Raw genomic sequence first — 21,241 nt, 5'->3', positions numbered from 1 at the left:
ACGGGACTCACTTCAGTTTCAGCAACGTGGCCATGTCCTTGCGCAGGCCACCGAGGTCGGTGCCCGGGGCATGACGCATGATCACGAAGCCGTTCGGATCGATCACGTAGACCGGCAGGCCAGCCGGATCGTCGACGCCGGGCAGGGCCGCGCGCAGTGCTGGCGACGGAGCCAGCGGCCGCAGCGCGGGCAGCGAGGCGATCGACGCCGGTGGCGTTCCCAGCCACAGGATTTCGACATTATCGGCGTTATGGCCGAACAGCTGCCACACCTTGCCCAGTCCCTGCGACAAAGTGACGCACTGGACGTCGCAGGCACCGGCAGGCGCCACCAGCAGGCGCCAGGTACGGGCTTCGGGGTTCCACGGGTACGGCTGGCCGTTGGCCAGGGTCCGCGCCTGCTGGCGCAGGTCCACAGGCGGCTTCAGCAGCTGGCCGGCATTGCGGTGCCCGGCGGGCTGCCAGCCAGAGAAGCGCAGCACGGCGGCCAGCGCCATCGCCCCGAAGAACACGGCAAACAGCAGCACCAGGGTCCGGCGGCCGGAGCCGCGCGCCTGCGGGGACGTAGCAGTGTTCATGCGGGGCATTTTCTCATGGTTGGGTGAGGGATGCGGGTGTGACGCCGCGGTAGCGCCGGCCGCCGGCCGGCATCCAGGAATGCGGGGGTTGCCGGCCAGCGGCCGGCACTACCGGGCAGCACGTCGCCTGCGCCACTCCAGTACCAGCGCGACCACCAGCACGGTCAGGGCCAGGCCGAACCACTGCACGGCGTAGCCCAGGTGGCGTTGCGGCGGCAGCGTGTTCGGCAGCAGGTCCAGGTCGCGTTCGTCGCCGAAGGGCAGCGCCGGGTCCAGTCGCAGGACGCGATCAGGCAATCCCGGCAAGCCAAGCGCCGCCGCCAGGCCCTCGGCGGGCAAGCGGCTGGCAAGCCAACGCCCGGCCTCATCGGTAGCGGAGAACGCCGGGCCCAGGGCCAGCCCCGCCGACGGCGGCGGCGCCAGCAGGCCACGCACCGCCACCGGCGAAGGCGGTGCCGGCACATCCGGCAGCCTGCGATCGGGCGGCAGCGCGCGCCAGCCCAGATCGACCAGCAGCACGCTGCCCTCGTCACTGCGGAACGGGCGATAGATCTTCACGCCCGCGCGGCCGTGCCGGGTCTGGTTGTCCAGCAGCACCACGCCGGGCAGGAAGCGACCGTGGTCGGCCACGCCGTGCAAGGCGCCAGGTGCAACCAGAGCCTGCGCCAGTGGCAGCGCCTGTGCCACAGCTGGACCTTGTGCATCCAACATTGCCTGCTTGGCATGCATGCGCTGCAGCTGCCACAGCCCCAATGCGGTGAAACCAACCATTGCCAGCACCGCCAGCAGCCATCCGATCACGCGCGTGTGCTGGCGCATCATGACAAGTCCGCGCAAACGCGGTCAGATAGGCGCATCCACCCTGCCCTCGAGCCGCGCATGAGTGATTCGCTGAAGACCCTGCTGGTAATCGCGTTTCTGATCGTCATCGTCTGGAATCTGGGCGCCGGCCTGTATTACCTGCTGGTCGACCGCGGCCAGACCAAGCGCACGGTCAACGCACTGACGCGCCGCATCGCGGTGTCGGTTGCGTTGATCCTGCTGGTGATCGTGAGCATCTACATGGGCTGGATCAAACCGCACGGCATCGGCGGCTGAGGCCACCGATGCATGCGCGGTCAAAGCACGTAGACGAACATGAAGAGCATCAGCCACACCACGTCGACGAAGTGCCAGTACCACGCGGCCGCTTCAAAACCGAAATGGTTGTCGCGGGTGAAGTGTCCCTTGGCCGAACGCAGCCACATCACGATCAGCATGATCGTGCCCAGCAGCACGTGCGCGCCGTGGAAGCCGGTCAGCATGAAGAACGTTGAACCGTAGATGCCCGAGCCGAGCGTCAGGTTCAGTTCCTTGTAGGCGTGGATGTACTCCTCCGCCTGCAAGGTCAGGAAGCCCAGGCCAAGCACCACGGTCAGGCCCAGCCAGATCAGCAGCTGGCGGCGGTTGCCGGCCTTCAGTGCGTGATGGGCGATGGTCAGGGTCACGCCGGAGGTCAGCAGGATCAGCGTATTGATCAGCGGCAGGCCCCAGGCCGGGATGGTCTGGAACGCGCCACCGATCGCCGCCGGCCCGTTGGTCGGCCAGCCGGCGGAATAACCCTGCCAGAGCAGCTCGTTGGTCATTACCCCGCGGCCTTCGCCGCTCAGCCACGACAGGCCCAGGTTGCGGGTGTAGAACAGCGCGCCAAAGAAGGCGCCGAAGAACATCACTTCGGAGAAGATGAACCAGATCATCCCCATCCGGAACGAGCCATCGACCTGGTGGTTGTAGTTGCCCGCCTGCGACTCGCGCACCACGTCGCTGAACCACCAGAACAACGTCAGCACCAGCATCGCGATGCCGATGTAGAAGGTCCAGCGTCCCCAGCTGGCATCGTTGAGCCAGCTGGCCACGCCCACCATGGTCACCATCATCGCGATGGAACCCACGAACGGCCATTTGCTCTGGGCCGGGACGAAGTACACGTTGGCGTCGGTCGGTGTCTGGGCCATGTCGGTATCCGGGTCAGGGTGCGGCGTGCGCGCCTTCCGAAGTGGCGGCCGGGGCCAGCCGATCGGACAGCGCGTCGTTGCGATAGAAGGTGTAGGACAAGGTGATCGTCTTGATCTCCGGCGGCAGGTCCGGATCGACGATGAAACGCACCGGCATGTCGCGCTTCTCGCCAGCCTGCAGCGTCTGCGCGGTGAAACAGAAACATTCGGTCTTGCTGAAGAAGCCCGAGGCACGCGCCGGCGCCACCGAAGGCACCGCACTGCCGACCACCGCCTGCTGGCTGTCGTTGCGGGCGAAGTACAGCGCCTCGTTGAGTTCGCCGGGCACCACGTCCATGGTCAGCTGTTCGGGATGGAACGACCACGGCAGGCGCGAATTGACGCCGCCATCGAACTCCACGCGCACGGTGCGCTTGCCGGTGGCGGCGCCTGCACTGGCTTCGCCACCGGGGCCGCGTTCCAGGCGCACACCGAACACCTTCTCGCAGGCGATGCGGTACAGCGGCACCAGCGAGAACGTGAGCAGGAACACCGCCACCGCCACACCGATCAGGCGCGGCAGCCCCGCACTGCGTGACGGTGTGCTGGCTGGCGCCTCGCTCATCGGCCGATCACCCCGCTGAGGATGAAGCCGACGTAGACCAGCACGGCGATGGCGCCGACCCACATCGCCGTGCGCCTGGCGCGCTGGCGTTGCTGTTCGATGCCGTGGCGTTGGGCTTCGGTCTGGCTTTGGCTTTGGCTTTGGCTTTGGCTTTGGCTTTGGCTTTGGCTTTGGCTTTGGCTTTGGCTTTGGTAGAGCCGACTGTTAGTCGGCTGCACTTCGCGAGTCGACTGACAGTCGACTCTACCGATCGGCAGCGGGCTCTCGTTATGCATGCCCCACCTCAATGCGTGATGTCGTCATGCGCCAGATCACCCGGGCGGATGGTCGGCGGCGTGGTGAAGGTATGTGCCGGTGCCGGCGACGGCAGCGTCCACTCCAGGCCGCGCGCACCCTCCCAGGAACGGGCCTCGGCCTTCTCGCCGTTGCGCAGGGACGACAGCAGGATCGCGGCCATCATGAACGGGGTGACGAACATGCCGAACGCACCGATCGAGCTGATCAGGTTCCAGTCGGCAAACGCCACGCTGTAGTCGGGAATGCGCCGCGGCATGCCGGCCAGGCCGAGGAAATGCTGCGGGAAGAACAACAGGTTGACGAATACGATCGACCACCAGAAGTGCACCTTGGCCCACTTCTCGCTGTACATCCGCCCCGTCCACTTCGGCCACCAGTAGTACACCGCGGCGATCAGCGCGAACACCGCACCGGTCACCAGCACGTAGTGGAAGTGGGCGACCACGAAGTAGGTGTCGTGGTACTGGAAGTCGGCGGCGACGATCGCCAGCATCAGGCCGGAGAAGCCACCAATGGTGAACAGGATGACGAAGGCCACCGACCACAGCATCGGTGCCTCGAACGTCAGCGAGCCACGCCACATGGTGCTGACCCAGTTGAACACCTTCACCCCGGTCGGGATCGAGATCAGCATGGTGGCGAACATGAAGTAGATCTCGCCGCCCAGCGGCATGCCCACGGTGAACATGTGGTGGGCCCAGACGATGAACGACAGGAAGGCGATCGCGGCGGTGGCGTATACCATCGCCTGGTAGCCGAACAGCGGCTTGCGGCTGAAGGTCGGGATGATCTCGCTGACCACGCCGAAGGCGGGCAGGATCATGATGTAGACCTCGGGATGGCCGAAGAACCAGAAGATGTGCTGGTACATCACCGGGTCACCGCCACCGGCGGCGTTGAAGAAGCTGGTGCCGAAGAACTTGTCAGTCAGCAGCATGGTCACCGCACCGGCCAGCACCGGCATCACTGCGATCAGCAGGAAGGCGGTGATCAGCCAGGCCCAGCAGAAGATCGGCATTTTCAGCAGGTCGATGCCCGGCGCACGCATGTTGAGCACGGTGGCGATGATGTTGATCGCGCCCATGATCGAACTGATGCCGGCCACGTGGATGGCGAATACGCTGAAGGCAACGTTGTAGCCGCCCTGCAGCGACAGCGGCGGGTACAGCGTCCAGCCACCGGCCGGTGCACCGCCCGGCAGGAACAGGGTCAGCAGCAGCAGGCTGAAAGCCACCGGCAGCAACCAGAACGACCAGTTGTTCATGCGTGGCAGCGCCATGTCCGGCGCGCCGATCTGCAGCGGGATCATCCAGTTGGCCAGTCCGACGAAGGCCGGCATCACCCCACCGAAGATCATCACCAGCGCATGCACGGTGGTCATCTGGTTGAAGAACTCGGGCTTGACGAACTGCAGGCCCGGCTGCGCCAGCTCGGCGCGGATCACCACGCTCATCGCCGCGCCGATGATGAACATGATGAAGCTGAAACCGAGGTACAGCGTGCCGATGTCCTTGTGGTTGGTCGAGAAGAACCAACGTTCGAAGAAGCTCTGGTGGTGATGGTGATCGTCGTGCCCAACTGCCGAGTGCGCCATTGCAAAACACCTCTCAGAATCGGTTGTCACCGCGGCCGCGAGCGGCCGCGGGCTTTACATCACGCTCCGCTGGCCGCGGTGGCAGGCGCGCTGCCGGCTTCTCCAGCAGCAGGCGCGGCCGGTGCCTCGCCCGTCGGTGCAGTCGGTTCGGCAGGTGCCGCAGGCGTGGTGGGCTCGGCAGGCGGCGCCGGCTTGCGCTGCGCCAGCCACTTCCTGAAGTCCTCCTTGGACACCGCCTCGACCACGATCGGCATGAAGCCGTGGTCCTTGCCGCACAGCTCGGCGCACTGGCCGCGGTAGACACCGGGCTGCTCGATGCGGGTCCAGGCTTCGTTGATGAAGCCGGGGATGGCGTCCTGCTTCCAGCCCAGCGCCGGCACCCACCAAGCGTGGATCACGTCGTCGGAGGTGATGACGAAACGCACCTTGGTATCGACCGGCAGCACCAGGCGGTTGTCGACATCCAGCAGGTAGTGCGGATGGCTTTCGCGGGTCGGCACGATGCCGCTCTGCCGCACCCGGTCGGACTCGCGGTCCAGGCGGCTGGTGAAGGTGACGTTCTCGCCGAGGTATTCGTACTTCCACATCCACTGGTAGCCGGTGACCTTGACCGTCATCTCGGCATCGCGGGTGTCGTACATCTTGATCAGGTTGGCCGTGGCCGGCCATGCCATCACGATCAGGATGATCACCGGGATCACTGTCCAGATGATCTCGGCCTTGGTGTTGTGGCTGAAGGTGGCCGCGACCGCGCCCTTGGATTTGCGGAACTTGAAGATGGCGTAGGCCATCGCCCCGAACACGATGACGCCGATCACCGTGCAGATGATCAACGACAGGTTGTTCGATTCCCAGGCCAGGCGCGAGGTCTGGGTCACCCCCTTGCCCATGTTCAGCTGCCACGGCTTCGGATCGGCCGCCTGGGCCCAGGCCAACGCCGGCATCAGTCCCCCGGTCGCCAGCATCGCGGCGACCGCGTTCACGCACTTCGTGCCCCACCTGCTGCTTTGCTTCATTGCCTAGACCCTTAGCGTCGTCGGTTGCCGCCATCGCTGGCGGCGAGCAAGCTTTCAAGTGTCTCTGCGAGCGTCTGACGTTCGGCCGGCGCGAGGAAACTCCCCACCTCCACCTGCCGGCCGCTGGATGCCAGCCGGACCCTCTCATCGTCGGTGAGCAGGCGCACCCAGTGGGGATGGGCCCGGAACACCGGCGATCCACCGGGTACGGGGATGACCTCCACGTACGCCGGCACTACCCGGATCTCCTCCTGCCGTTCACCGCTGCGCCACAAGGCACGCAGCGCGGCCGCCAGCACCAGGCTGTACAGCAGCGCGAACAGGGGGGCGAATGCATTGCCGGCGAACCACCCGAGGGCGGACACCAGCCACATCGCACCCGACAACACGGTGAACAACAGGATGAACTGCCGGGCATCGAGCGCCCGTGGGGGACGCAGCCGCAGCTGCGTACCTGACCCATCCGGAGCTGGAAGCACCTCGATCATGTCGCAACCGCGTTCCTGCCGCGGGAAACGCCTCGATGGTAGCCCCGCCCTCTCGCCGGTAGCAAGGGTGCATTCACACATTTTCCGATGCTGCAACACAGCATGAGGTCGGCGGTACGAATGACGAATTCGGCATAAACTCCTCCGCACTTGCTGAACACGCTGAATCCACCGCAGCTATTGGCTATCAGCGCTTCACGAAGGTGGCTGCTGGGCACTTCCGCAACCCGCAAAAATGATTAAAATCGCCAAGTTTTCCACTGGCCGGACCGGCATGAACGCACCTTCCTCCTCCCCTGCAGCCCACGACGCCCCGCGTCCCGGCGCGTTGCTGTCGCCGGAACTGCCGGCGCCCCCCAACCCGTTCCGCCAGGCCATCACCGACGCCTGGTTGAAGGACGAGGCCACCCACGTGCGCGAGCTGCTGGCGCAGGCGCGCCTGCCCGCCGAAGAACAGGCCAAGGTGCAGGCGCTGGCCGCCGACCTGGTCGGCCGCGTGCGCGTGCGTGCCAAGGACCAGGGCGCGATCGAAGCCTTCATGCGCCAGTACGACCTGGGCAGCGAGGAAGGCGTGCTGCTGATGTGCGTGGCCGAGGCACTGCTGCGTATTCCGGACCAGGACACCGCCGACAAGCTGATCCGCGACAAGCTGGCCGATGCCGACTGGGAAAAGCACCTGGGCGGCAGCGACTCGGTGCTGGTCAACGCCTCCACCTGGGGCCTGATGCTGACCGGCAAGCTGGTGCAGATGAACGACGCCACCCGCGCCGATGCGCCCAGCGCGTTCAAGCGCCTGGTCGGCCGCGTCGGTGAGCCGGTGGTGCGCCTGGCCGTGCGCCAGGCGATGAAGATCATGGGCCACCAGTTCGTCATGGGCCGCACCATCAGCGAAGCGCTGGCGCGCTCGCACAAGGGCGACAACGCCAGCTACCGCTACTCCTTCGACATGCTCGGCGAAGGTGCGCTGACCATGAAGGACGCGCTGCGCTACCTGGAAGACTACCGTCGTGCGATCCACGCCATCGGCGGCGATCACAAGGCACGCGGCGGCCGTCCGGATGGCGACGTCAACAATGCCCCGGGCATCTCGATCAAGCTGTCGGCGCTGTACCCGCGCTACGAGCACGCCAAGCGCGAGCGCGTGCTGAAGGACCTGGTGCCGGGCGTGCTGGAACTGGCGCAGCTGGCCAAGAGCTATGGCATCGGCTGCACCGTCGACGCCGAAGAGTCCGACCGCCTGGAACTGTCGCTGGACATCATCGAGCAGGTGTTCTCCGACGCCTCGCTGGCTGGCTGGGATGGCTTCGGCGTGGTCGTGCAGGCCTACCAGAAGCGCACCCCGTACACGATCGACCACCTGGCCGACATGGCGCGCCGCGCCGGTCGCCGCCTGCAGGTGCGCTTGGTCAAGGGCGCGTACTGGGACGCCGAGATCAAGCGCGCGCAGATCGAAGGCTACCCGGGCTACCCGGTGTTCACCCGCAAGCAGAACACCGACGTGTCCTACCTGGCCTGCGCCAAGCGGCTGTTCACCCATGCCGACGCGATCTACCCGATGTTCGCCACGCACAACGCGCACACCATCGCGGCCGTGCGCAGCATCGCCAACGGCGGCGTGTACGAGCACCAGAAGCTGCACGGCATGGGCGACGACCTGTACGCCGAGGTGGTGCCGGCTGACCGCCTGGGCCTGCCCTGCCGCGTGTATGCACCGGTCGGTTCGCATGAAGACCTGCTGCCGTACCTGGTGCGTCGCCTGCTGGAAAACGGCGCCAACTCCAGTTTCGTCAACCGCATCACCGACGAGCGCGTGCCGATCGCCGACCTGATCCGCGATCCGGTCGAGATGGTCGCCTCGTTCGCTTCGATTCCGCATCCCAAGATCCCGCTGCCGGTTGACCTGCTGCGCAGCCAGAACCACGACAGGAAGAACTCCATGGGCGCCAACCTCGCCAACGACAACGAACTGCGCGCCCTGGCCGAGCAGATCAACGCGGCTGTGAAGCCCTGGCAGGCCGCGCCGCTGGTGCCGGGCGCCAACCCGGCCGGCGCCGCGCTGCCGGTGACCAACCCGGCCGACACCCGTGAAGTGGTTGGCCAGTGGCTGGCCGCAGACGCCGCCACCGTGCAGAAGGCCCTGGCGAATGCCGTAGCCGCGCAGCCGGCCTGGAACCGCACCCCGGCCGCCAGCCGCGCCGCCATCCTCGAGCACGCCGCCGACCAGCTGGAAGCACGCATGCCGGAATTCATGGCGCTGTGCGTGAAGGAAGCCGGCAAGAGCCTGCCCGACAGCATCGCCGAAGTGCGCGAAGCGGTGGACTTCCTGCGCTACTACGCCAAGCAGGCGCGCGAGCAGTTCAGCCACGCCGAGAAGCTGCCGAGCCCGACCGGTGAGTCCAACGAGCTGCAGTTGCACGGCCGCGGCGTGTTCGTCTGCATCAGCCCGTGGAACTTCCCGCTGGCGATCTTCCTGGGCCAGGTCGCTGCCGCCCTGGCCGCCGGCAACAGCGTCATCGCCAAGCCGGCCGAGCAGACCAACCTGATCGGCTACTACGCGGTGAAGCTGCTGCACGACGCCGGCGTGCCGGCCGAGGTGGTGCAGTTCCTGCCGGGCGACGGTGCTACCGTCGGTGCCGCGCTGACCGCCGACCCGCGCGTGGCCGGCGTGGCCTTCACCGGCTCCACCGACACCGCCCGTGCGATCAACCGCGCGATGGCGGCGCGTGACGCCGCCATCGGTGTGCTGATCGCCGAGACCGGTGGCCAGAACGCCTTCATCGCCGACTCCTCGGCACTGCCGGAACAGCTGGTCAAGGACGCGATCGGTTCGGCCTTCACCTCCGCCGGCCAGCGTTGCTCGGCCGCGCGCGTGCTGTTCGTGCAGGACGACATCGCCGACAAGGTGATGACCATGCTGGCCGGTGCGATGAAGGAACTGAAGGTCGGCAACCCCGGCCTGCTGTCCACCGACGTCGGCCCGGTGATCGACGCAGATGCGCTGAAGATCCTGCAGGACCACGCTGAGCGCATGGACCGCGAAGCGCGCCTGATCGCCGCCGCCGAGCTGTCCGCCGAAGCCGCCAACGGCACCTTCTTCGCACCGCGCGCGTACGAACTGAAGGACCTGGGCCAGCTGCAGAAGGAAGTGTTCGGCCCGGTGCTGCACGTGATCCGCTGGAAGGGCGACCAGCTCGACGCGGTGATCGACCAGATCAACGCCACCGGCTACGGCCTGACCCTGGGCGTGCATTCGCGCATCGACGAGACCGTCGACCGCATCAGCAACGGCGTCCATGTCGGCAACGTCTACGTCAACCGCAACCAGATCGGTGCGGTGGTCGGCGTGCAGCCGTTCGGCGGCCAGGGCCTGTCCGGCACCGGCCCGAAGGCCGGCGGCCCGCACTACCTGCTGCGCTTCGCCACCGAAAAGACGGTGACGGTGAACACCACCGCCGCCGGCGGCAACGCCTCGCTGCTGACCCTGGGCGACTGATCGCCCGGTTGATGCAGTGAACGAAAAACCCCGCGAAAGCGGGGTTTTTTGTGCCCTGCTTCTGTAGAGCCGGGCCCACGCTCGGTTTGCCTCGCACAGCCGAGCGCGGGCTCGCTCTACAGAGGCTGGGCCACACTGAACCGATTGTCCGCCCGCTTCGCCAGCTCGCTCTGCACGCGCGCGATGCGCGTCTCCAGATCGCCTTCCAGCAGCACGTAGTCGACTCCCCGCGCCTCCAGCTCGCGCGCGTACCACGCATGCTGCTGCGCCCGGAAGGCCTCGCCCACCCGCGTGCCGTCCTGGTCGAACGGGATATCCGGCGCACACAGGAACAGCAGGTCATACGGTCGCAATGCAGCCTGCCGCAGTGCCTCCGGCGCCGTACCAGACATCCAGCCGCTGTAGCCCAGCGTCACCAGCGGCGTGGTATCGCAGAACAGCCAGCGATGCGCATGCCGTGCGGTCTCGTCTTCGTGCTGCGGCTGTGCCATTGCGATGCGAAGCAGATCATCTGGCGTCAGCTCTCCGCCCTGCTGCTCCCATAGCGTGCGGCCATACTCCGGCACCCAGGCGGTCTGCAGTCGCTCGGCCATCACGCGCGCCAGCGTGGTCTTTCCGCTGGACTCGCCACCAATGAACGCCACGCGCTGCACATAGCCGGCATAGACCTGCGGTGCGAGGCCATGACGGTGCGCATGCGGATCGGCGCGCAGCTGGGTGCCACACGCCTGCCCGACGTCCAGTGCGCGTTCGAGCCGCTCATGGCGTACCGGCGCGCCGAAGTGCGTGGCCAGCGCCTGCGCGAAGCCGTCGCCGTAGTCCTCGCCGGTGTAGACCGCCTGCACCGGCCCGCCGAACAGGCTCAGGCACAGCCAGGCGGTGAACTCGCGCTGCACGTGCTCGTTGTCGCTGTCCTGCGGCAGCGTGCGCACGGGCAAACCATGCTGCGTGCACAATGCCGCCAGGCGCGCATCATCGAGCACCGCCACCGTCGCCTGCGGGAAGCGCGCTCGCAGCCAGCGCTCGCGACGCTCGGCGCTGTAGCCTGGGAAACCCGGCTGCGACCAGCCAATCACCAGCAGCTGCCGGCAGCGCGTGGCGGCGAAGTCGATCAGGTGTTCGTGACCCAGATGCAGCGGGCAGAACTTGCCCACCACCAGGCCGCGTGCAACGCGCTCAGGCAGCAGCATCGGCCGTCTTGGCCTCGTCACGCATCAGGTGCCGCCAATGGCGCAAGGCCACCAGCGCATTGATCCAGAAGCCCACGTACAGGATCGAGGTCAGGTGCAGGCCACGGCTGTAGTACAGCGGTACCGCAACGGTGTTCACCAGCAGCCACACCCACCACGATTCCAGCTTGCGGCGCATCATCAGGATCTGCGCGATCACGCTCAATACCAGCACTGCCGAATCGATGTAGGGCGCATAGGCGTTGGTCAGTCGGGTCAGCATCCAGCCGTAGCCGAAGGTGGCCACTACCGCCAGCGGCACCAGCCAGGCCCAGGCACGTGGGCGCAGCGCGGTGATCGGCAGCGGCGCGCCATGGTCACCGCGCAGCCACTGCCACCAGCCCAGCACGCTGATGGCGATGAAGAAGAACTGCAGCACCATGTCCGCATACAGGTGCGATCGTTCGAACACCGCAGCAAACAATGCGCAGCCGACGATGCCCAGCCACCAGGTGTGCACGTTGTTGCGGCCGGCCAGCAGGATCGAGCCGGCGACGGCGATGTTGGCAGCCAGCTCCAGCTGGAAGTTCGGGTCGGACAGGTTCATGACGCTATTGTCGCGTAGATCCACGTGCGTGGATGGCCCACACCACTCCGCAAAAAAAAGGCCCCGCTTGCGCGGGGCCTCCTTCGTCCTGCGTCAGGCAATCGCCCGAATCAGAACTTGTACTGCATCGAAGCCGCCAGCACGTCGCCGCTGACCTTGTACTTGCCGGTCACGGTGTTGGCGGTGGCCGAGGTCGAGGTCACGTTCGGATCCTTGGTGAACAGGTGGGTGTAGCCCACGCTGTATTCCATCTTGTCCGAAGCGGCGTAGGTCAGGCCCAGCGACAGCCACTTGCGGGTGGTGTCCGGCACGCGCACGTCGCGGTGGGCGTCGGTGGTCGGGGTCTGGTCATAGGCCAGGCCGCCACGCAGGGTCAGCTTGTCGTTCACGCGGAAATCGGTACCGATCGACGCGAAGGTGGTGTCGCGGTAGTGGAACGGCAGCACGCTGTCCGGCTGGTTGGAGTCATAGTCGACGGTGACCTGGTCGAACTTGCTCCACGCGGTGCGCGTGACTTCGGCCATGATCTGCCACTGGTCGTTCACGCGGTGGGTGAAGCCCACGGTGGCGCTGGCCGGCAGGGTGATGGTGGCGCGGCCGTTGCTGTCGATGAAGGTACCCGGGGCGGCCGTGGCCAGGAAGGCGGCAGCGTTCTGCGGGACGGTGAAGTCGGCCTTGCCGTCGGTGATCTTGTGCTCGACCTTCGAGCGGTAGCTGAAGGCGATGTTGGTGCCTTCCACCGGGGTGACGGTCATGCCCAGGGTATAGCCAACCGACACTTCATCGCCCTTGATGCGCAGGTAGCCATCGGCGGTACCCGGCGAGAAGCCGAGCTGGGCAGCCTGGCGTGCAGCCGCCTGCGACGCCGCCAGAGCCTGGGCGGCGGTGCCGCCGGCAGCCAGCACGCGCGCCGCAGCGGTGCGCTGGGCAGTGGCGTTGATCGCGGTGCCGGTGTCGACAGCGCTGGTCAGGTCGACGTTCAGGCGCTCGGCGAACACCGACGCACCGAACGACAGGTACGGATTGACGTCATAGGAGAACGCCACGCCCAGGTCGACCGCCTGCAGCTCGGTCTTGACGCCGTTGTAGCGGCCGACCCAGTCGCGGTCGTATTCGGTCTTGAAGCCGAACGGCACGGTCAGCGATGCACCGAAGTGCATGTTCTCCTTCTCGCCGAACGGCAGGTGGAAGTAGGCCGCCGGAACCGGGGCGATCATGCCGGCGTCGCCGCCGTTGCCACCGGAAATCGGAGCGCCGTTGCCGTACTGGCCCTGGCCACGGAACTTGGCGCCGAAGCTGATGGCGCTGACGTCGCCCTGGATGAGGGTGCCGTCGAGCAGGCGCATGGAGGCCGGGTTGGTGGCGATGACCGAGGCGTCACCTTCGGTCGAGGTGGAGCCGGCGAACGCGCGGCCCAGGCCCTTGGCGCTGTTTTCCTTCAGCTGGAAGGCGGCAGCATTGGCATCGGCGGCGGCCAGCGCACCGGCAACGCCGACGGCCAGCAGGGTCAGTCGGGCAATGGTGGAAGCGGGTTGCATCGTAGTTCTCTCTCTCCGGTAAGCGGTGATGGTGCTCTGAGTACGCCTGCGCCCGGCAGGCCCAGAGGCCCGTCGAAGCGCGCCGGATTCCCCTCCCGACATACGACGCCGTATGCGAGTATTACCCAGAGCCGTTAATGAAACAATAACGACGCAGGCGGTTTTTCCGTCTCAAAAGCTGAACAGGACAATCCCCGTCGCAAGCGCCCGCACGCTAGGCTAGTGCCATGTTCGTCTCCCTCCCGTCCCGCAAGAAGGCGGCCCTGCGCTGGGCCACGCCCGTGCTGTTTGCGGCACTATGGCTGGCGTTCCTGTGGTCGATCTCGCGCCCGGACGATGCCCGCGGCAGCCTCTGGCTGGACTGGGGCGCCCTGTCCACCGGCCTGACCCACCCGCTCGACTGGTGGGCGACGCTGCAGGACGGCAGCGTGCTGCGCCTGTTCACCGCCCTGTTCCTGCACGCGGACTGGTCGCATCTGCTGGGCAACCTGGTGTTCCTGCTGATCTTCGGCCTGCCTGCTGAGCGGGTGCTGGGCCCCTGGCGCCTACTGCTGCTGTTCCTGGTCGGCGGCGCGGTGTCCAACCTGGTGGCCATCTACACCATGGGCAGCCCGGACCAGATCATCATCGGTGCCAGTGGCGCGGTCTCGGCACTGATCGGTGCCTACCTGGCCCTGTTCCCGGGGGCGCGGCTGGGCGTGGTGATCCCGCTTGGCCTGTTCCTGGAATTCGTGCGTGCCCCGGCCTACCTGCTGATCGGCGTGTGGGCAGCGCTGCAGGTGGTGTTCGCCCATATCGGCCCGAGCTTCGGCATGGTGGCCTGGTGGGCCCACATCGGCGGCTTCGTGTTCGGCCTGGTGTACGGGGTCTACGTGCGCGCGGCCATCGCCCGCCGCCTGCGCAAGCGCCACGGCTTCTGAGGCCCAGGTAGTGCCGGCCGCTGGCCGGCATTTGGTTTCTTCTTCCGCCCTTGAGCCGACGCCGGGTATGGCCCGGCGCTACCTCACGGCTTCGCTGGGGCCGGTGCGGGCTTTGCTTCCGGCTTTGCTTCCGGCTTAGGTTCGACCTTCGCTTCCGTCTTCGCCGCAGCGGCCTTCGCGGCCTTGGCCGCATCCGCCTTCGCCGCTTCAGCCTTCAAGCGTGCAGCCACCGAACCCGGGTTCTTCAGCTCGGCCAGCGCGTCATTGATCGGGCCATCGCCCGGCAGCACCGCACCGGCGTGGTAGCCCTCGGTGCCTTCGTCGTCGCCACGCAGATGGCCCGGCAGGGTCGCTTCGCTGTAATCGCTCAGGCTGGCCGGCAGTGCCTCGTCTTCCGGGCGCGCCGCAGGCTTCAGTTCGACCTCCGGCACGATGCCAGTGGCCTGGATCGACTTGCCGCTGGGCGTGTAATAACGCGCGGTGGTCAGCTTCACCGAGTCACCGTTGTCCAGCGGCAACACGGTCTGCACCGAGCCTTTGCCGAAGGTGCGGCTGCCGACCACGCGCGCGCGCTTGTTGTCGCGCAGCGCCCCAGCCAGCACTTCCGAGGCGCTGGCCGAACCCGCATCGACCAGCACCACCACCGGTGCGCCCTTCAGCAGGTCGCCCGGCGTCGCATCGAACCGGGCATCGCTGATGCTGATGCGGCCGCGGGTGCTGACGATGTTGCCCTTGTCGAGCAGGTCGTCGGCCACCTGCACCGCGGCAGTCAGCAGCCCACCCGGGTTGCTGCGCAGATCCAGCACCAGGCCCTTGAGCTGGCCACCGGACTGCTTCTGCAGCTGCTGCAGGTGCTTCTGGAAGTCCGACCCGGTGTCGGCCTGGAAGGTGCTCAGGCGGATGTAGCCATAGCCCGGCTCCAGCAGGCGGCTGCGCACGCTGGTCACGCGGATGGTCTGGCGGGTGAGGCTGACGTCGAACGGCTTCGGCTTGCCCGCGCGCACGATGGTCAGCACCACCTTGCTGCCGGCCGGGCCACGCAACGGTTCGCTGGCATCAATTGCGCTGATCGGCTTGCCGTCGATGGCGATGATCAGGTCACCGGCGAGGATGCCGGCCTTGGCCGCCGGCGTGTCGTCGATCGGCGAGATGACCTTCATGCTGGCGTTGTCGGGCTGCTGCTGCAACTCCACGCCGATGCCCTCGTAGGCGCCGTTGGCCTGCTCGTCGAAGGCCTGCGCGTCTTCCTTGTTGAAGTACGTGCTGTGCGGGTCGAGGTCGAGCAGCAGGCCGCGCACCGCCGACTGCATCAGCTTCTTGTCATCGACCGGGTCGACATAGGCCGCGCGCACCGCGTTGTACACCGCCACGAAGCGGCGGATGTCCTCCAGCGGCACCTTCGAGGTCACCGCCTCCTCGCTGTTCGCTGCCTGCCCGCTGGTTTCCTGGCTCGGGGCGGGCGCGGTCTGCTGCGCCCAGGACAGCGCTGGCAACAGGGCCAGCAAGAGGGTGGCGGTACGGGCTGCGCGCATGGATCACTCCTGTCGACGTTGGCATCGTGCCCAAGGCACATGCGTCGATTATGCGCGAAGCACAGCTAAATTCCCGTTGAATCCGTCCGCCACGCGACAGCGCCGGATTCAGCGCCGCTGCAGCCAGCTGTCCGGGTTGACCGGCTGCCCGCCCCGGCGCAGTTCGAAGTACAGCGCGGTCACGCCCTGGCCACCGGAATTGCCGACCTTGGCCACCGCATCGCCGCGGCTGACCCGGGCACCCGCATCCTTCAGCAGGGTGTCGTTGTGCGCGTACAGGCTCATGTAGCCGTTGCCGTGATCGACGATCAGGATCATGCCGTAGCCGGTCATCCAGTCGGAGAACACCACGGTGCCGTCGGCCACGGCGGTGACGGTGCTGCCGGCGGGCGCGCCGATCAACACACCACTGCTGGTGCGGCCGTCGGGCAGCTTTCCGCCGTAGCGGGCCAACAGGTTGCCCGACAACGGCCAGCCCAGGCCACCCACCTTCGGCGCCGGCGCAGAGGCCACGGCAGGCGGGACCTTGGTGGGCGGCGGTGGCGGGCGGCCCTGCGCGGCGGCCTGGCGTGCGGCACGCTCGGCGGCGGCCTTTTCAGCGGCCGCCCGCCGCGCTGCGGCGCGGCGCTCGGCTTCGGCCCGTGCCGCAGCGGCACGCAGGTTGGCCAGCAGCGTTTCCAGTGCCTTGGCGTCCTGGCCAAGCGCCTGTTCCTTCTCGCGCTGGTCCTTGAAGCGCTCATCCAGCGAGGCGACGGTCCTGGCGCGATCGCGACGGTCGGCTTCCAGCGCCGCAGCCTGCTGCTTCTGGTCCTGCTGCGCACCCTGCAGCTTCTGCTTGCGCTCGGCGATCTGCGCCTGCAGCACTTCCAGCTCTTTCAGGTCGGCTGTAAGCGTGGTGATGCGCTGTGCCCGCTCGCGTTGCAGGTAGCGGTGGTAGGCCAGGGCACGATTGGCATCGGCCACCGTGTCCTGCGACAGCAGCAGCTTCAGAGGTGCATGGTTGCCCAGCTGGTAGGCCGCACGCAGCAGGCCGGCCAGCTCGCGATGCTGCTGGGCGAGGTTGGCCTGCAGCGTGCTGCGGCGTTGTTCGGCCTCGGCCAGGGCCCTTCCCTGCTCGCGCAGCGCAGTTTCAGTCTGCGCAAGCGCATGGCCGGTGCGGGCCACCTTCTCGTCCGCCTCACGCAGCTGCTGCGAGGCCTGGCCCCGCTGGCCCTCGATCTGCCTGCGCTCCTGCGCCACGCCCTTCAACTCGCTACGCAGCTTCTGCAGCTTGCGCTCGGTCTCGCGGGTGGTCTGAGCGGCGCCCGGCAACGGCAGCGCCAAGGCGATGGCCAGCCCCAACAGCAGGCAGCGCCCGCCGCGGATGGCGGCGATGTGATGTCGGCGTGATGGGAAGGCGTTGTCGCGCAAGGGCTTTCCAGTGACTTCAGGCAGTTGCAGGGGGTACCGGGGAATGGTGACATCTCCGCACGCGGCCTGCCAGCCGCACATCCATCGAGGTCCCATGAAAACTCTTTCCATTCCGCTGTTGTTGGGCGTCCTGCTCGTTGCCGGCCCCGCCGGTGCCCAGGACAACATCAGCAAGGTCAACGGCAGCATCAGCGCCGAGCCTGGCCAGCGCTACGGCAAGCTGGATACCGTCAACGGCGGTATCCGGGTTGGTGAAGGCGTCGAGACCGGCAGCATCGACACCGTCAACGGCGGGGTCAAGGTGGCCGACCGTGCACGTACCGGCAAGATTGAAACGGTCAACGGCGGCGTACGCCTGGGCCGCGAGGTGATTGCACACGGCAGCGTCAGCACCGTCAACGGCAGCATCTTCACCGATCGCGGCAGCCAGATCGAAGGCGGCGTCGAAACCGTGAACGGTGGCATCGGCCTGGTCGAAAGCCGCGTCGGCAAGGACGTGGAGACCGTCAACGGCGATATCACCGTCGGCATCGGTTCCCAGGTCAACGGTGGTGTGCACGTGCGCAAGCCGAACTTCAGCGTCTCGCTCACCGCCAGCCGCAAGCCGCGCGTGATCGTCGGCCCGAGTGCCGTGGTCAACGGCCCCCTGCAGTTCGAACGCGAGGTGGTGCTTTACGTGCATCGCACCGCGCGCATCGGTCCGGTCACAGGCGCCGAACCGATCCCGTTCGACACCGAAACCGCCCCGGCGGACTGAGCGCACCGGACCGCTTGGTTCGGTGATACTCGCTGATACCGGCCGTGCACGACGTGCGGCCGCCCTTTGTTTTCCAGGAATCGACGATGCCCCGCAAACTCCTCCTGTGCCTGGCCGCCGCGGCCGCGCTCAGTGCCTGCAAAGGCGAAGACACGCCGGCCACCGCAGCGGCGTCAGCCACCGACACCGCTGCCGCGAAGCCGGCGGCTCATCAGTTCTCCCCCGAGATCAACGCCGGCGACTTCGCCGAGATGGTCAAGACCCTGGCCTCGGATGAATTCGAAGGCCGCGCGCCGGGCAGCAAGGGCGAGGAACTGACGGTCAACTACATCCGCGACCAGATGCAGCGCATCGGCCTGCAGCCCGGCAACGGCGACAGCTGGTTCCAGGATGTGCCGATGACCGAGACCACGGCCGACGCATCGACCGTGCTGAAGATCACCCAGGGTGGCAAGACCACCGAGCTGAAGTTCGGTACCGACATGGTGGTCGGCACCCGTACCGGCCAGGCTGAGGTGAAAGTCGATGCCAGCGACCTGGTGTTCGTCGGCTACGGCGTTGATGCGCCGGAGCAGAAGTGGAACGACTACGCCGGCCAGGACTGGAAGGGCAAGACGGTCGTGATGTTCGTCAACGATCCGGGCTTCCATGTTGACGACGCGAAGCTGTTCGACGGCAAGCGCATGACCTACTACGGTCGCTGGACCTACAAGTTCGAAGAGGCCGCGCGCAAGGGCGCCGCCGCGGCGCTGATCGTGCACGACACCGCCGGTGCCTCCTATGGCTGGGACGTGGTGAAGAACTCCTGGGCCGGCCCGCAGTACGACCTGCCGGCCAAGGATGACCCGGAAGCCCGCATTCCGGTGCAGGGTTGGCTGAGCGCCGACGCCGCCAAGGCGCTGTTTGCCGGTGCCGGCCTGGACCTGGCACAGGCCTACAAGGACGCCAGCAAGCGCGGCTTCAAGCCGGTGCCGCTGAAGGCCACCGCTACGGTCGACCTGAAGAGCCAGATCGCGCAGAAGCAGTCGCGCAACGTGGTGGGCGTGCTGCCGGGCAGCAAGCGTGCCGACGAGGCCGTGCTGTACATGGCGCACTGGGACCACCTGGGCAAGCATGAGGGTGAAACCGGCGACAACATCTACAACGGTGCGGTCGACAACGCGACCGGCGTGGCCGGCATCCTTGAGGTGGCCGAAGCCATGGCCCACCAGGATCCGAAGCCGGAGCGCTCGGTGGTGTTCCTGGCGGTGACCCTGGAAGAGTCCGGCCTGCTGGGTTCGAAGTACTACGTCTCCCACCCGACCTTCCCGCTGGACAAGATCGCCGGTGTGATCAACATCGACGCGATGTCGGTGGCCGGCCGTGCCAAGGACGTGACCGTCACCGGCTTCGGCAGCTCGGAGCTGGAGGACATCCTCAAGCCGCTGGCTGCGGCCCAGGACCGCACGCTGCATGGTGAGACCTCGGTGCAGAGCGGCTTCTACTTCCGTTCGGACCACTTCAACTTCGCCAAGGCCGGCGTGCCGGCCCTGTACGCCGATGGTGGCGAGGATCTGCGAGAGGGTGGCGTGGACGCCGGCCGCAAGGCCGCAGCGGACTACGGCGCCAACCGCTACCACGGTCCGAAGGACGAGTTCGACGCGTCGACCTGGAAGCTGGACGGGACTGTCGAAGACCTGCAGCTGATGTACGGCGTCGGCAAGGAACTGGCCGGTGGCGATCATTGGCCGAACTGGTACGAAGGCAACCCGTTCAAGGCAGCCCGCGACGCGATGATGAAGGACAAGGCTTCGGCAAAGTAAAGCCGGGCCATGCTCGACTGAACATCGTTGAGAGCAGAGCGGCGCCCTACGGGGCGCCGCTTTTCTTTTGCGTACCGTCGGCGGCTCATCCACGGTTGGTGTGGATCTGCCGGTAGTGCCGGCCGCTGGCCGGCAATCGATTGGTAGCGGCCAACCTTGGCTGGCGCCATGCTTCCTCGCGGAGCACCCACGCATGGCGTGGTTCTATCGGCCATGTAATGCCATCGGGGTGCCGGCCAGCGGCCGGCACGACCCGCATTTACTGCGCACAAAGAAAAACCCCGCTGCGTGAGCAGCGGGGTTTTGGGTGTAAACCCTGGCGATGACCTACTCTCGCATGGCTTGAGCCACACTACCATCGGCGCAGCTGCGTTTCACTTCCGAGTTCGGGATGGGATCGGGTGGTTCCACAGCGCTAATTTCACCAGGGAGACGGTTGCAGCAGCGCTTGCAGCGCCAGCTTCGCGATCTTGCCCTTGGGGCGGAAGGCGTCCAGAAAAGCAATGCCTTCACTTAATAAGAAAAACCCCGCTGCGTGAGCAGCGGGGTTTTGGGTGTAAACCCTGGCGATGACCTACTCTCGCATGGCTTGAGCCACACTACCATCGGCGCAGCTGCGTTTCACTTCCGAGTTCGGGATGGGATCGGGTGGTTCCACAGCGCTAATTTCACCAGGGAGGCGGTTGGAGCGTCGCCATCCGATACAGCTGGATAAGGCGCCTGCCTCTCATAGTTCTTGTGACGTAGCGTGCACTTGGATGCTCTTACGACGTTGTCGTAAAGCCAAGGCAACTTGAGGTTATATGGTCAAGCCGCACGGATCATTAGTATCAGTTAGCTCAATACATTGCTGTACTTACACACCTGACCTATCAACCACGTAGTCTACATGGTTCCTTCAGGGGGCTTGTGCCCCGGGAGATCTCATCTTGAGGCGCGCTTCCCGCTTAGATGCTTTCAGCGGTTATCGCTTCCGAACATAGCTACCCGGCAATGCCACTGGCGTGACAACCGGAACACCAGAGGTTCGTCCACTCCGGTCCTCTCGTACTAGGAGCAGCCCCTCTCAAATCTCCAACGCCCATGGCAGATAGGGACCGAACTGTCTCACGACGTTCTGAACCCAGCTCGCGTACCACTTTAAATGGCGAACAGCCATACCCTTGGGACCGACTACAGCCCCAGGATGTGATGAGCCGACATCGAGGTGCCAAACACCGCCGTCGATATGAACTCTTGGGCGGTATCAGCCTGTTATCCCCGGAGTACCTTTTATCCGTTGAGCGATGGCCCTTCCATACAGAACCACCGGATCACTAAGTCCTAGTTTCCTACCTGCTTGATCCGTCGATCTTGCAGTCAAGCACGCTTATGCCTTTGCACACAGTGCGCGATGTCCGACCGCGCTGAGCGTACCTTCGAGCTCCTCCGTTACTCTTTAGG

General features: G+C 66.3%; 18 protein-coding genes and 3 rRNA genes (1 of these 21 cut by a window edge). 5 read left to right on the top strand and 16 right to left on the bottom strand.

The features are described from left to right. Positions 1–7 precede the first annotated feature (7 nt). Positions 8–577: a hypothetical protein gene (locus CKW06_RS01975; RefSeq protein WP_032964395.1), complete on the bottom strand. Its 570-nt coding sequence runs from the start codon at positions 575–577 to the stop codon at positions 8–10. A gap of 108 nt (positions 578–685) precedes the next feature. Next, positions 686–1,399: an SURF1 family protein gene (locus CKW06_RS01970; protein ID WP_024958179.1), complete on the bottom strand. Its 714-nt coding sequence runs from the start codon at positions 1,397–1,399 to the stop codon at positions 686–688. Positions 1,400–1,456: 57 nt separating this feature from the next. On the opposite strand from CKW06_RS01970, the gene CKW06_RS01965 reads away from it, so the two are divergent. Continuing rightward, positions 1,457–1,675, top strand: a complete 219-nt coding sequence (locus CKW06_RS01965; protein ID WP_005412025.1) for a twin transmembrane helix small protein — start codon at positions 1,457–1,459, stop codon at positions 1,673–1,675. 20 nt (positions 1,676–1,695) lie between these two features. Here CKW06_RS01965 and CKW06_RS01960 read toward each other — a convergent pair whose 3' ends face one another. Genes CKW06_RS01960 through CKW06_RS01935 form a run of 6 tightly spaced genes read right to left on the bottom strand, consistent with a single transcriptional unit; the run spans position 1,696 to position 6,570 of the window. Next, the gene (locus tag CKW06_RS01960) at positions 1,696–2,571 is read right to left on the bottom strand and encodes a cytochrome c oxidase subunit 3 (protein ID WP_005412024.1); all 876 of its coding nucleotides are present in this window, start codon (positions 2,569–2,571) and stop codon (positions 1,696–1,698) included. 13 nt (positions 2,572–2,584) lie between these two features. Then, positions 2,585–3,175 (bottom strand): cytochrome c oxidase assembly protein, encoded by a 591-nt coding sequence (locus CKW06_RS01955; protein ID WP_005412023.1) that lies wholly within the window; start codon positions 3,173–3,175, stop codon positions 2,585–2,587. Beyond that, positions 3,172–3,450 (bottom strand): hypothetical protein, encoded by a 279-nt coding sequence (locus CKW06_RS01950; protein WP_024957486.1) that lies wholly within the window; start codon positions 3,448–3,450, stop codon positions 3,172–3,174. The genes CKW06_RS01955 and CKW06_RS01950 overlap by 4 nt, the downstream gene beginning before the upstream one ends. Positions 3,451–3,458: 8 nt before the next feature. Then, positions 3,459–5,066, bottom strand: a complete 1,608-nt coding sequence (gene ctaD, locus CKW06_RS01945; RefSeq protein ID WP_005407790.1) for a cytochrome c oxidase subunit I — start codon at positions 5,064–5,066, stop codon at positions 3,459–3,461. A 59-nt stretch (positions 5,067–5,125) separates the two neighbouring features. Continuing rightward, on the bottom strand, positions 5,126–6,082 hold the full coding sequence (gene coxB / locus CKW06_RS01940; RefSeq protein ID WP_024957487.1) for a cytochrome c oxidase subunit II: 957 nt from the start codon (positions 6,080–6,082) through the stop codon (positions 5,126–5,128). 11 nt (positions 6,083–6,093) lie between these two features. Beyond that, a complete protein-coding gene (locus tag CKW06_RS01935; protein WP_024957488.1) occupies positions 6,094–6,570 on the bottom strand; it encodes a DUF2244 domain-containing protein in 477 nt (158 codons plus the stop codon). A gap of 274 nt (positions 6,571–6,844) precedes the next feature. Here CKW06_RS01935 and putA point away from each other — a divergent pair, with 274 nt between their 5' ends. Next, positions 6,845–10,063 (top strand): bifunctional proline dehydrogenase/L-glutamate gamma-semialdehyde dehydrogenase PutA, encoded by a 3,219-nt coding sequence (putA, locus tag CKW06_RS01930; protein WP_024957489.1) that lies wholly within the window; start codon positions 6,845–6,847, stop codon positions 10,061–10,063. A 116-nt stretch (positions 10,064–10,179) separates the two neighbouring features. Here the strand turns inward: putA and CKW06_RS01925 are convergent, their stop codons facing one another. The 3 genes from CKW06_RS01925 to CKW06_RS01915 form a co-directional block, all read right to left on the bottom strand. Beyond that, a complete protein-coding gene (locus CKW06_RS01925; protein ID WP_024957490.1) occupies positions 10,180–11,253 on the bottom strand; it encodes an AAA family ATPase in 1,074 nt (357 codons plus the stop codon). After that, a complete protein-coding gene (pnuC, locus tag CKW06_RS01920) occupies positions 11,240–11,839 on the bottom strand; it encodes a nicotinamide riboside transporter PnuC (protein ID WP_012478928.1) in 600 nt (199 codons plus the stop codon). Before pnuC ends, CKW06_RS01925 begins: the two co-directional genes overlap by 14 nt. Positions 11,840–11,949: 110 nt before the next feature. After that, entirely contained in the window at positions 11,950–13,377 is a 1,428-nt protein-coding gene (locus CKW06_RS01915) for an outer membrane protein transport protein (RefSeq protein WP_024957491.1), read from the bottom strand. A 227-nt stretch (positions 13,378–13,604) separates the two neighbouring features. Here CKW06_RS01915 and CKW06_RS01910 point away from each other — a divergent pair, with 227 nt between their 5' ends. Continuing rightward, positions 13,605–14,297 (top strand): rhomboid family intramembrane serine protease, encoded by a 693-nt coding sequence (locus CKW06_RS01910; RefSeq protein WP_005407784.1) that lies wholly within the window; start codon positions 13,605–13,607, stop codon positions 14,295–14,297. Between the two features lie 83 nt (positions 14,298–14,380). On the opposite strand, the gene CKW06_RS01905 is transcribed toward CKW06_RS01910, so the two are convergent. Both CKW06_RS01905 and CKW06_RS01900 read right to left on the bottom strand, forming a co-directional pair. After that, positions 14,381–15,829, bottom strand: a complete 1,449-nt coding sequence (locus CKW06_RS01905; RefSeq protein ID WP_024957492.1) for a S41 family peptidase — start codon at positions 15,827–15,829, stop codon at positions 14,381–14,383. Positions 15,830–15,937: 108 nt separating this feature from the next. Continuing rightward, complete coding sequence (locus CKW06_RS01900; protein ID WP_024957493.1) at positions 15,938–17,239, bottom strand: murein hydrolase activator EnvC family protein; 1,302 nt, start codon at positions 17,237–17,239, stop codon at positions 15,938–15,940. Positions 17,240–17,333: 94 nt separating this feature from the next. On the opposite strand from CKW06_RS01900, the gene CKW06_RS01895 reads away from it, so the two are divergent. Together CKW06_RS01895 and CKW06_RS01890 are read left to right on the top strand one after the other, a co-directional pair. Then, entirely contained in the window at positions 17,334–17,996 is a 663-nt protein-coding gene (locus CKW06_RS01895) for a DUF4097 family beta strand repeat-containing protein (protein WP_024957494.1), read from the top strand. A gap of 86 nt (positions 17,997–18,082) precedes the next feature. After that, complete coding sequence (locus CKW06_RS01890; RefSeq protein WP_024957495.1) at positions 18,083–19,798, top strand: M28 family metallopeptidase; 1,716 nt, start codon at positions 18,083–18,085, stop codon at positions 19,796–19,798. Between the two features lie 314 nt (positions 19,799–20,112). Here CKW06_RS01890 and rrf (CKW06_RS01885) read toward each other — a convergent pair. The 3 genes from rrf (CKW06_RS01885) to CKW06_RS01875 all read right to left on the bottom strand — a co-directional run. Next, positions 20,113–20,227: ribosomal RNA gene (gene rrf, locus CKW06_RS01885) — 5S ribosomal RNA — on the bottom strand. Between the two features lie 132 nt (positions 20,228–20,359). After that, a 5S ribosomal RNA gene (rrf, locus tag CKW06_RS01880) occupies positions 20,360–20,474 on the bottom strand. A gap of 127 nt (positions 20,475–20,601) precedes the next feature. Next, positions 20,602–21,241: ribosomal RNA gene (locus tag CKW06_RS01875) — 23S ribosomal RNA — on the bottom strand (it continues 2,240 nt past the right edge of the window).

The organism is Stenotrophomonas maltophilia, assembly GCF_900186865.1.
Classification (GTDB): domain Bacteria; phylum Pseudomonadota; class Gammaproteobacteria; order Xanthomonadales; family Xanthomonadaceae; genus Stenotrophomonas; species Stenotrophomonas maltophilia.
This window is presented reverse-complemented; position numbering and strand designations above follow the sequence as displayed.

Excerpts from the sequence above, each read along its gene's own strand:
- CKW06_RS01975 (WP_032964395.1), bottom strand. The coding sequence starts at position 577 with ATGAACACTGCTACGTCCCCGCAGGCGCGCGGCTCCGGCCGCCGGACC.
- CKW06_RS01970 (WP_024958179.1), bottom strand. The coding sequence starts at position 1,399 with ATGATGCGCCAGCACACGCGCGTGATCGGATGGCTGCTGGCGGTGCTG.
- CKW06_RS01965 (WP_005412025.1), top strand. The coding sequence starts at position 1,457 with ATGAGTGATTCGCTGAAGACCCTGCTGGTAATCGCGTTTCTGATCGTC.
- CKW06_RS01960 (WP_005412024.1), bottom strand. The coding sequence starts at position 2,571 with ATGGCCCAGACACCGACCGACGCCAACGTGTACTTCGTCCCGGCCCAG.
- CKW06_RS01955 (WP_005412023.1), bottom strand. The coding sequence starts at position 3,175 with ATGAGCGAGGCGCCAGCCAGCACACCGTCACGCAGTGCGGGGCTGCCG.
- CKW06_RS01950 (WP_024957486.1), bottom strand. The coding sequence starts at position 3,450 with ATGCATAACGAGAGCCCGCTGCCGATCGGTAGAGTCGACTGTCAGTCG.
- ctaD (WP_005407790.1), bottom strand. The coding sequence starts at position 5,066 with ATGGCGCACTCGGCAGTTGGGCACGACGATCACCATCACCACCAGAGC.
- coxB (WP_024957487.1), bottom strand. The coding sequence starts at position 6,082 with ATGAAGCAAAGCAGCAGGTGGGGCACGAAGTGCGTGAACGCGGTCGCC.
- CKW06_RS01935 (WP_024957488.1), bottom strand. The coding sequence starts at position 6,570 with ATGATCGAGGTGCTTCCAGCTCCGGATGGGTCAGGTACGCAGCTGCGG.
- putA (WP_024957489.1), top strand. The coding sequence starts at position 6,845 with ATGAACGCACCTTCCTCCTCCCCTGCAGCCCACGACGCCCCGCGTCCC.
- CKW06_RS01925 (WP_024957490.1), bottom strand. The coding sequence starts at position 11,253 with ATGCTGCTGCCTGAGCGCGTTGCACGCGGCCTGGTGGTGGGCAAGTTC.
- pnuC (WP_012478928.1), bottom strand. The coding sequence starts at position 11,839 with ATGAACCTGTCCGACCCGAACTTCCAGCTGGAGCTGGCTGCCAACATC.
- CKW06_RS01915 (WP_024957491.1), bottom strand. The coding sequence starts at position 13,377 with ATGCAACCCGCTTCCACCATTGCCCGACTGACCCTGCTGGCCGTCGGC.
- CKW06_RS01910 (WP_005407784.1), top strand. The coding sequence starts at position 13,605 with ATGTTCGTCTCCCTCCCGTCCCGCAAGAAGGCGGCCCTGCGCTGGGCC.
- CKW06_RS01905 (WP_024957492.1), bottom strand. The coding sequence starts at position 15,829 with ATGCGCGCAGCCCGTACCGCCACCCTCTTGCTGGCCCTGTTGCCAGCG.
- CKW06_RS01895 (WP_024957494.1), top strand. The coding sequence starts at position 17,334 with ATGAAAACTCTTTCCATTCCGCTGTTGTTGGGCGTCCTGCTCGTTGCC.
- CKW06_RS01890 (WP_024957495.1), top strand. The coding sequence starts at position 18,083 with ATGCCCCGCAAACTCCTCCTGTGCCTGGCCGCCGCGGCCGCGCTCAGT.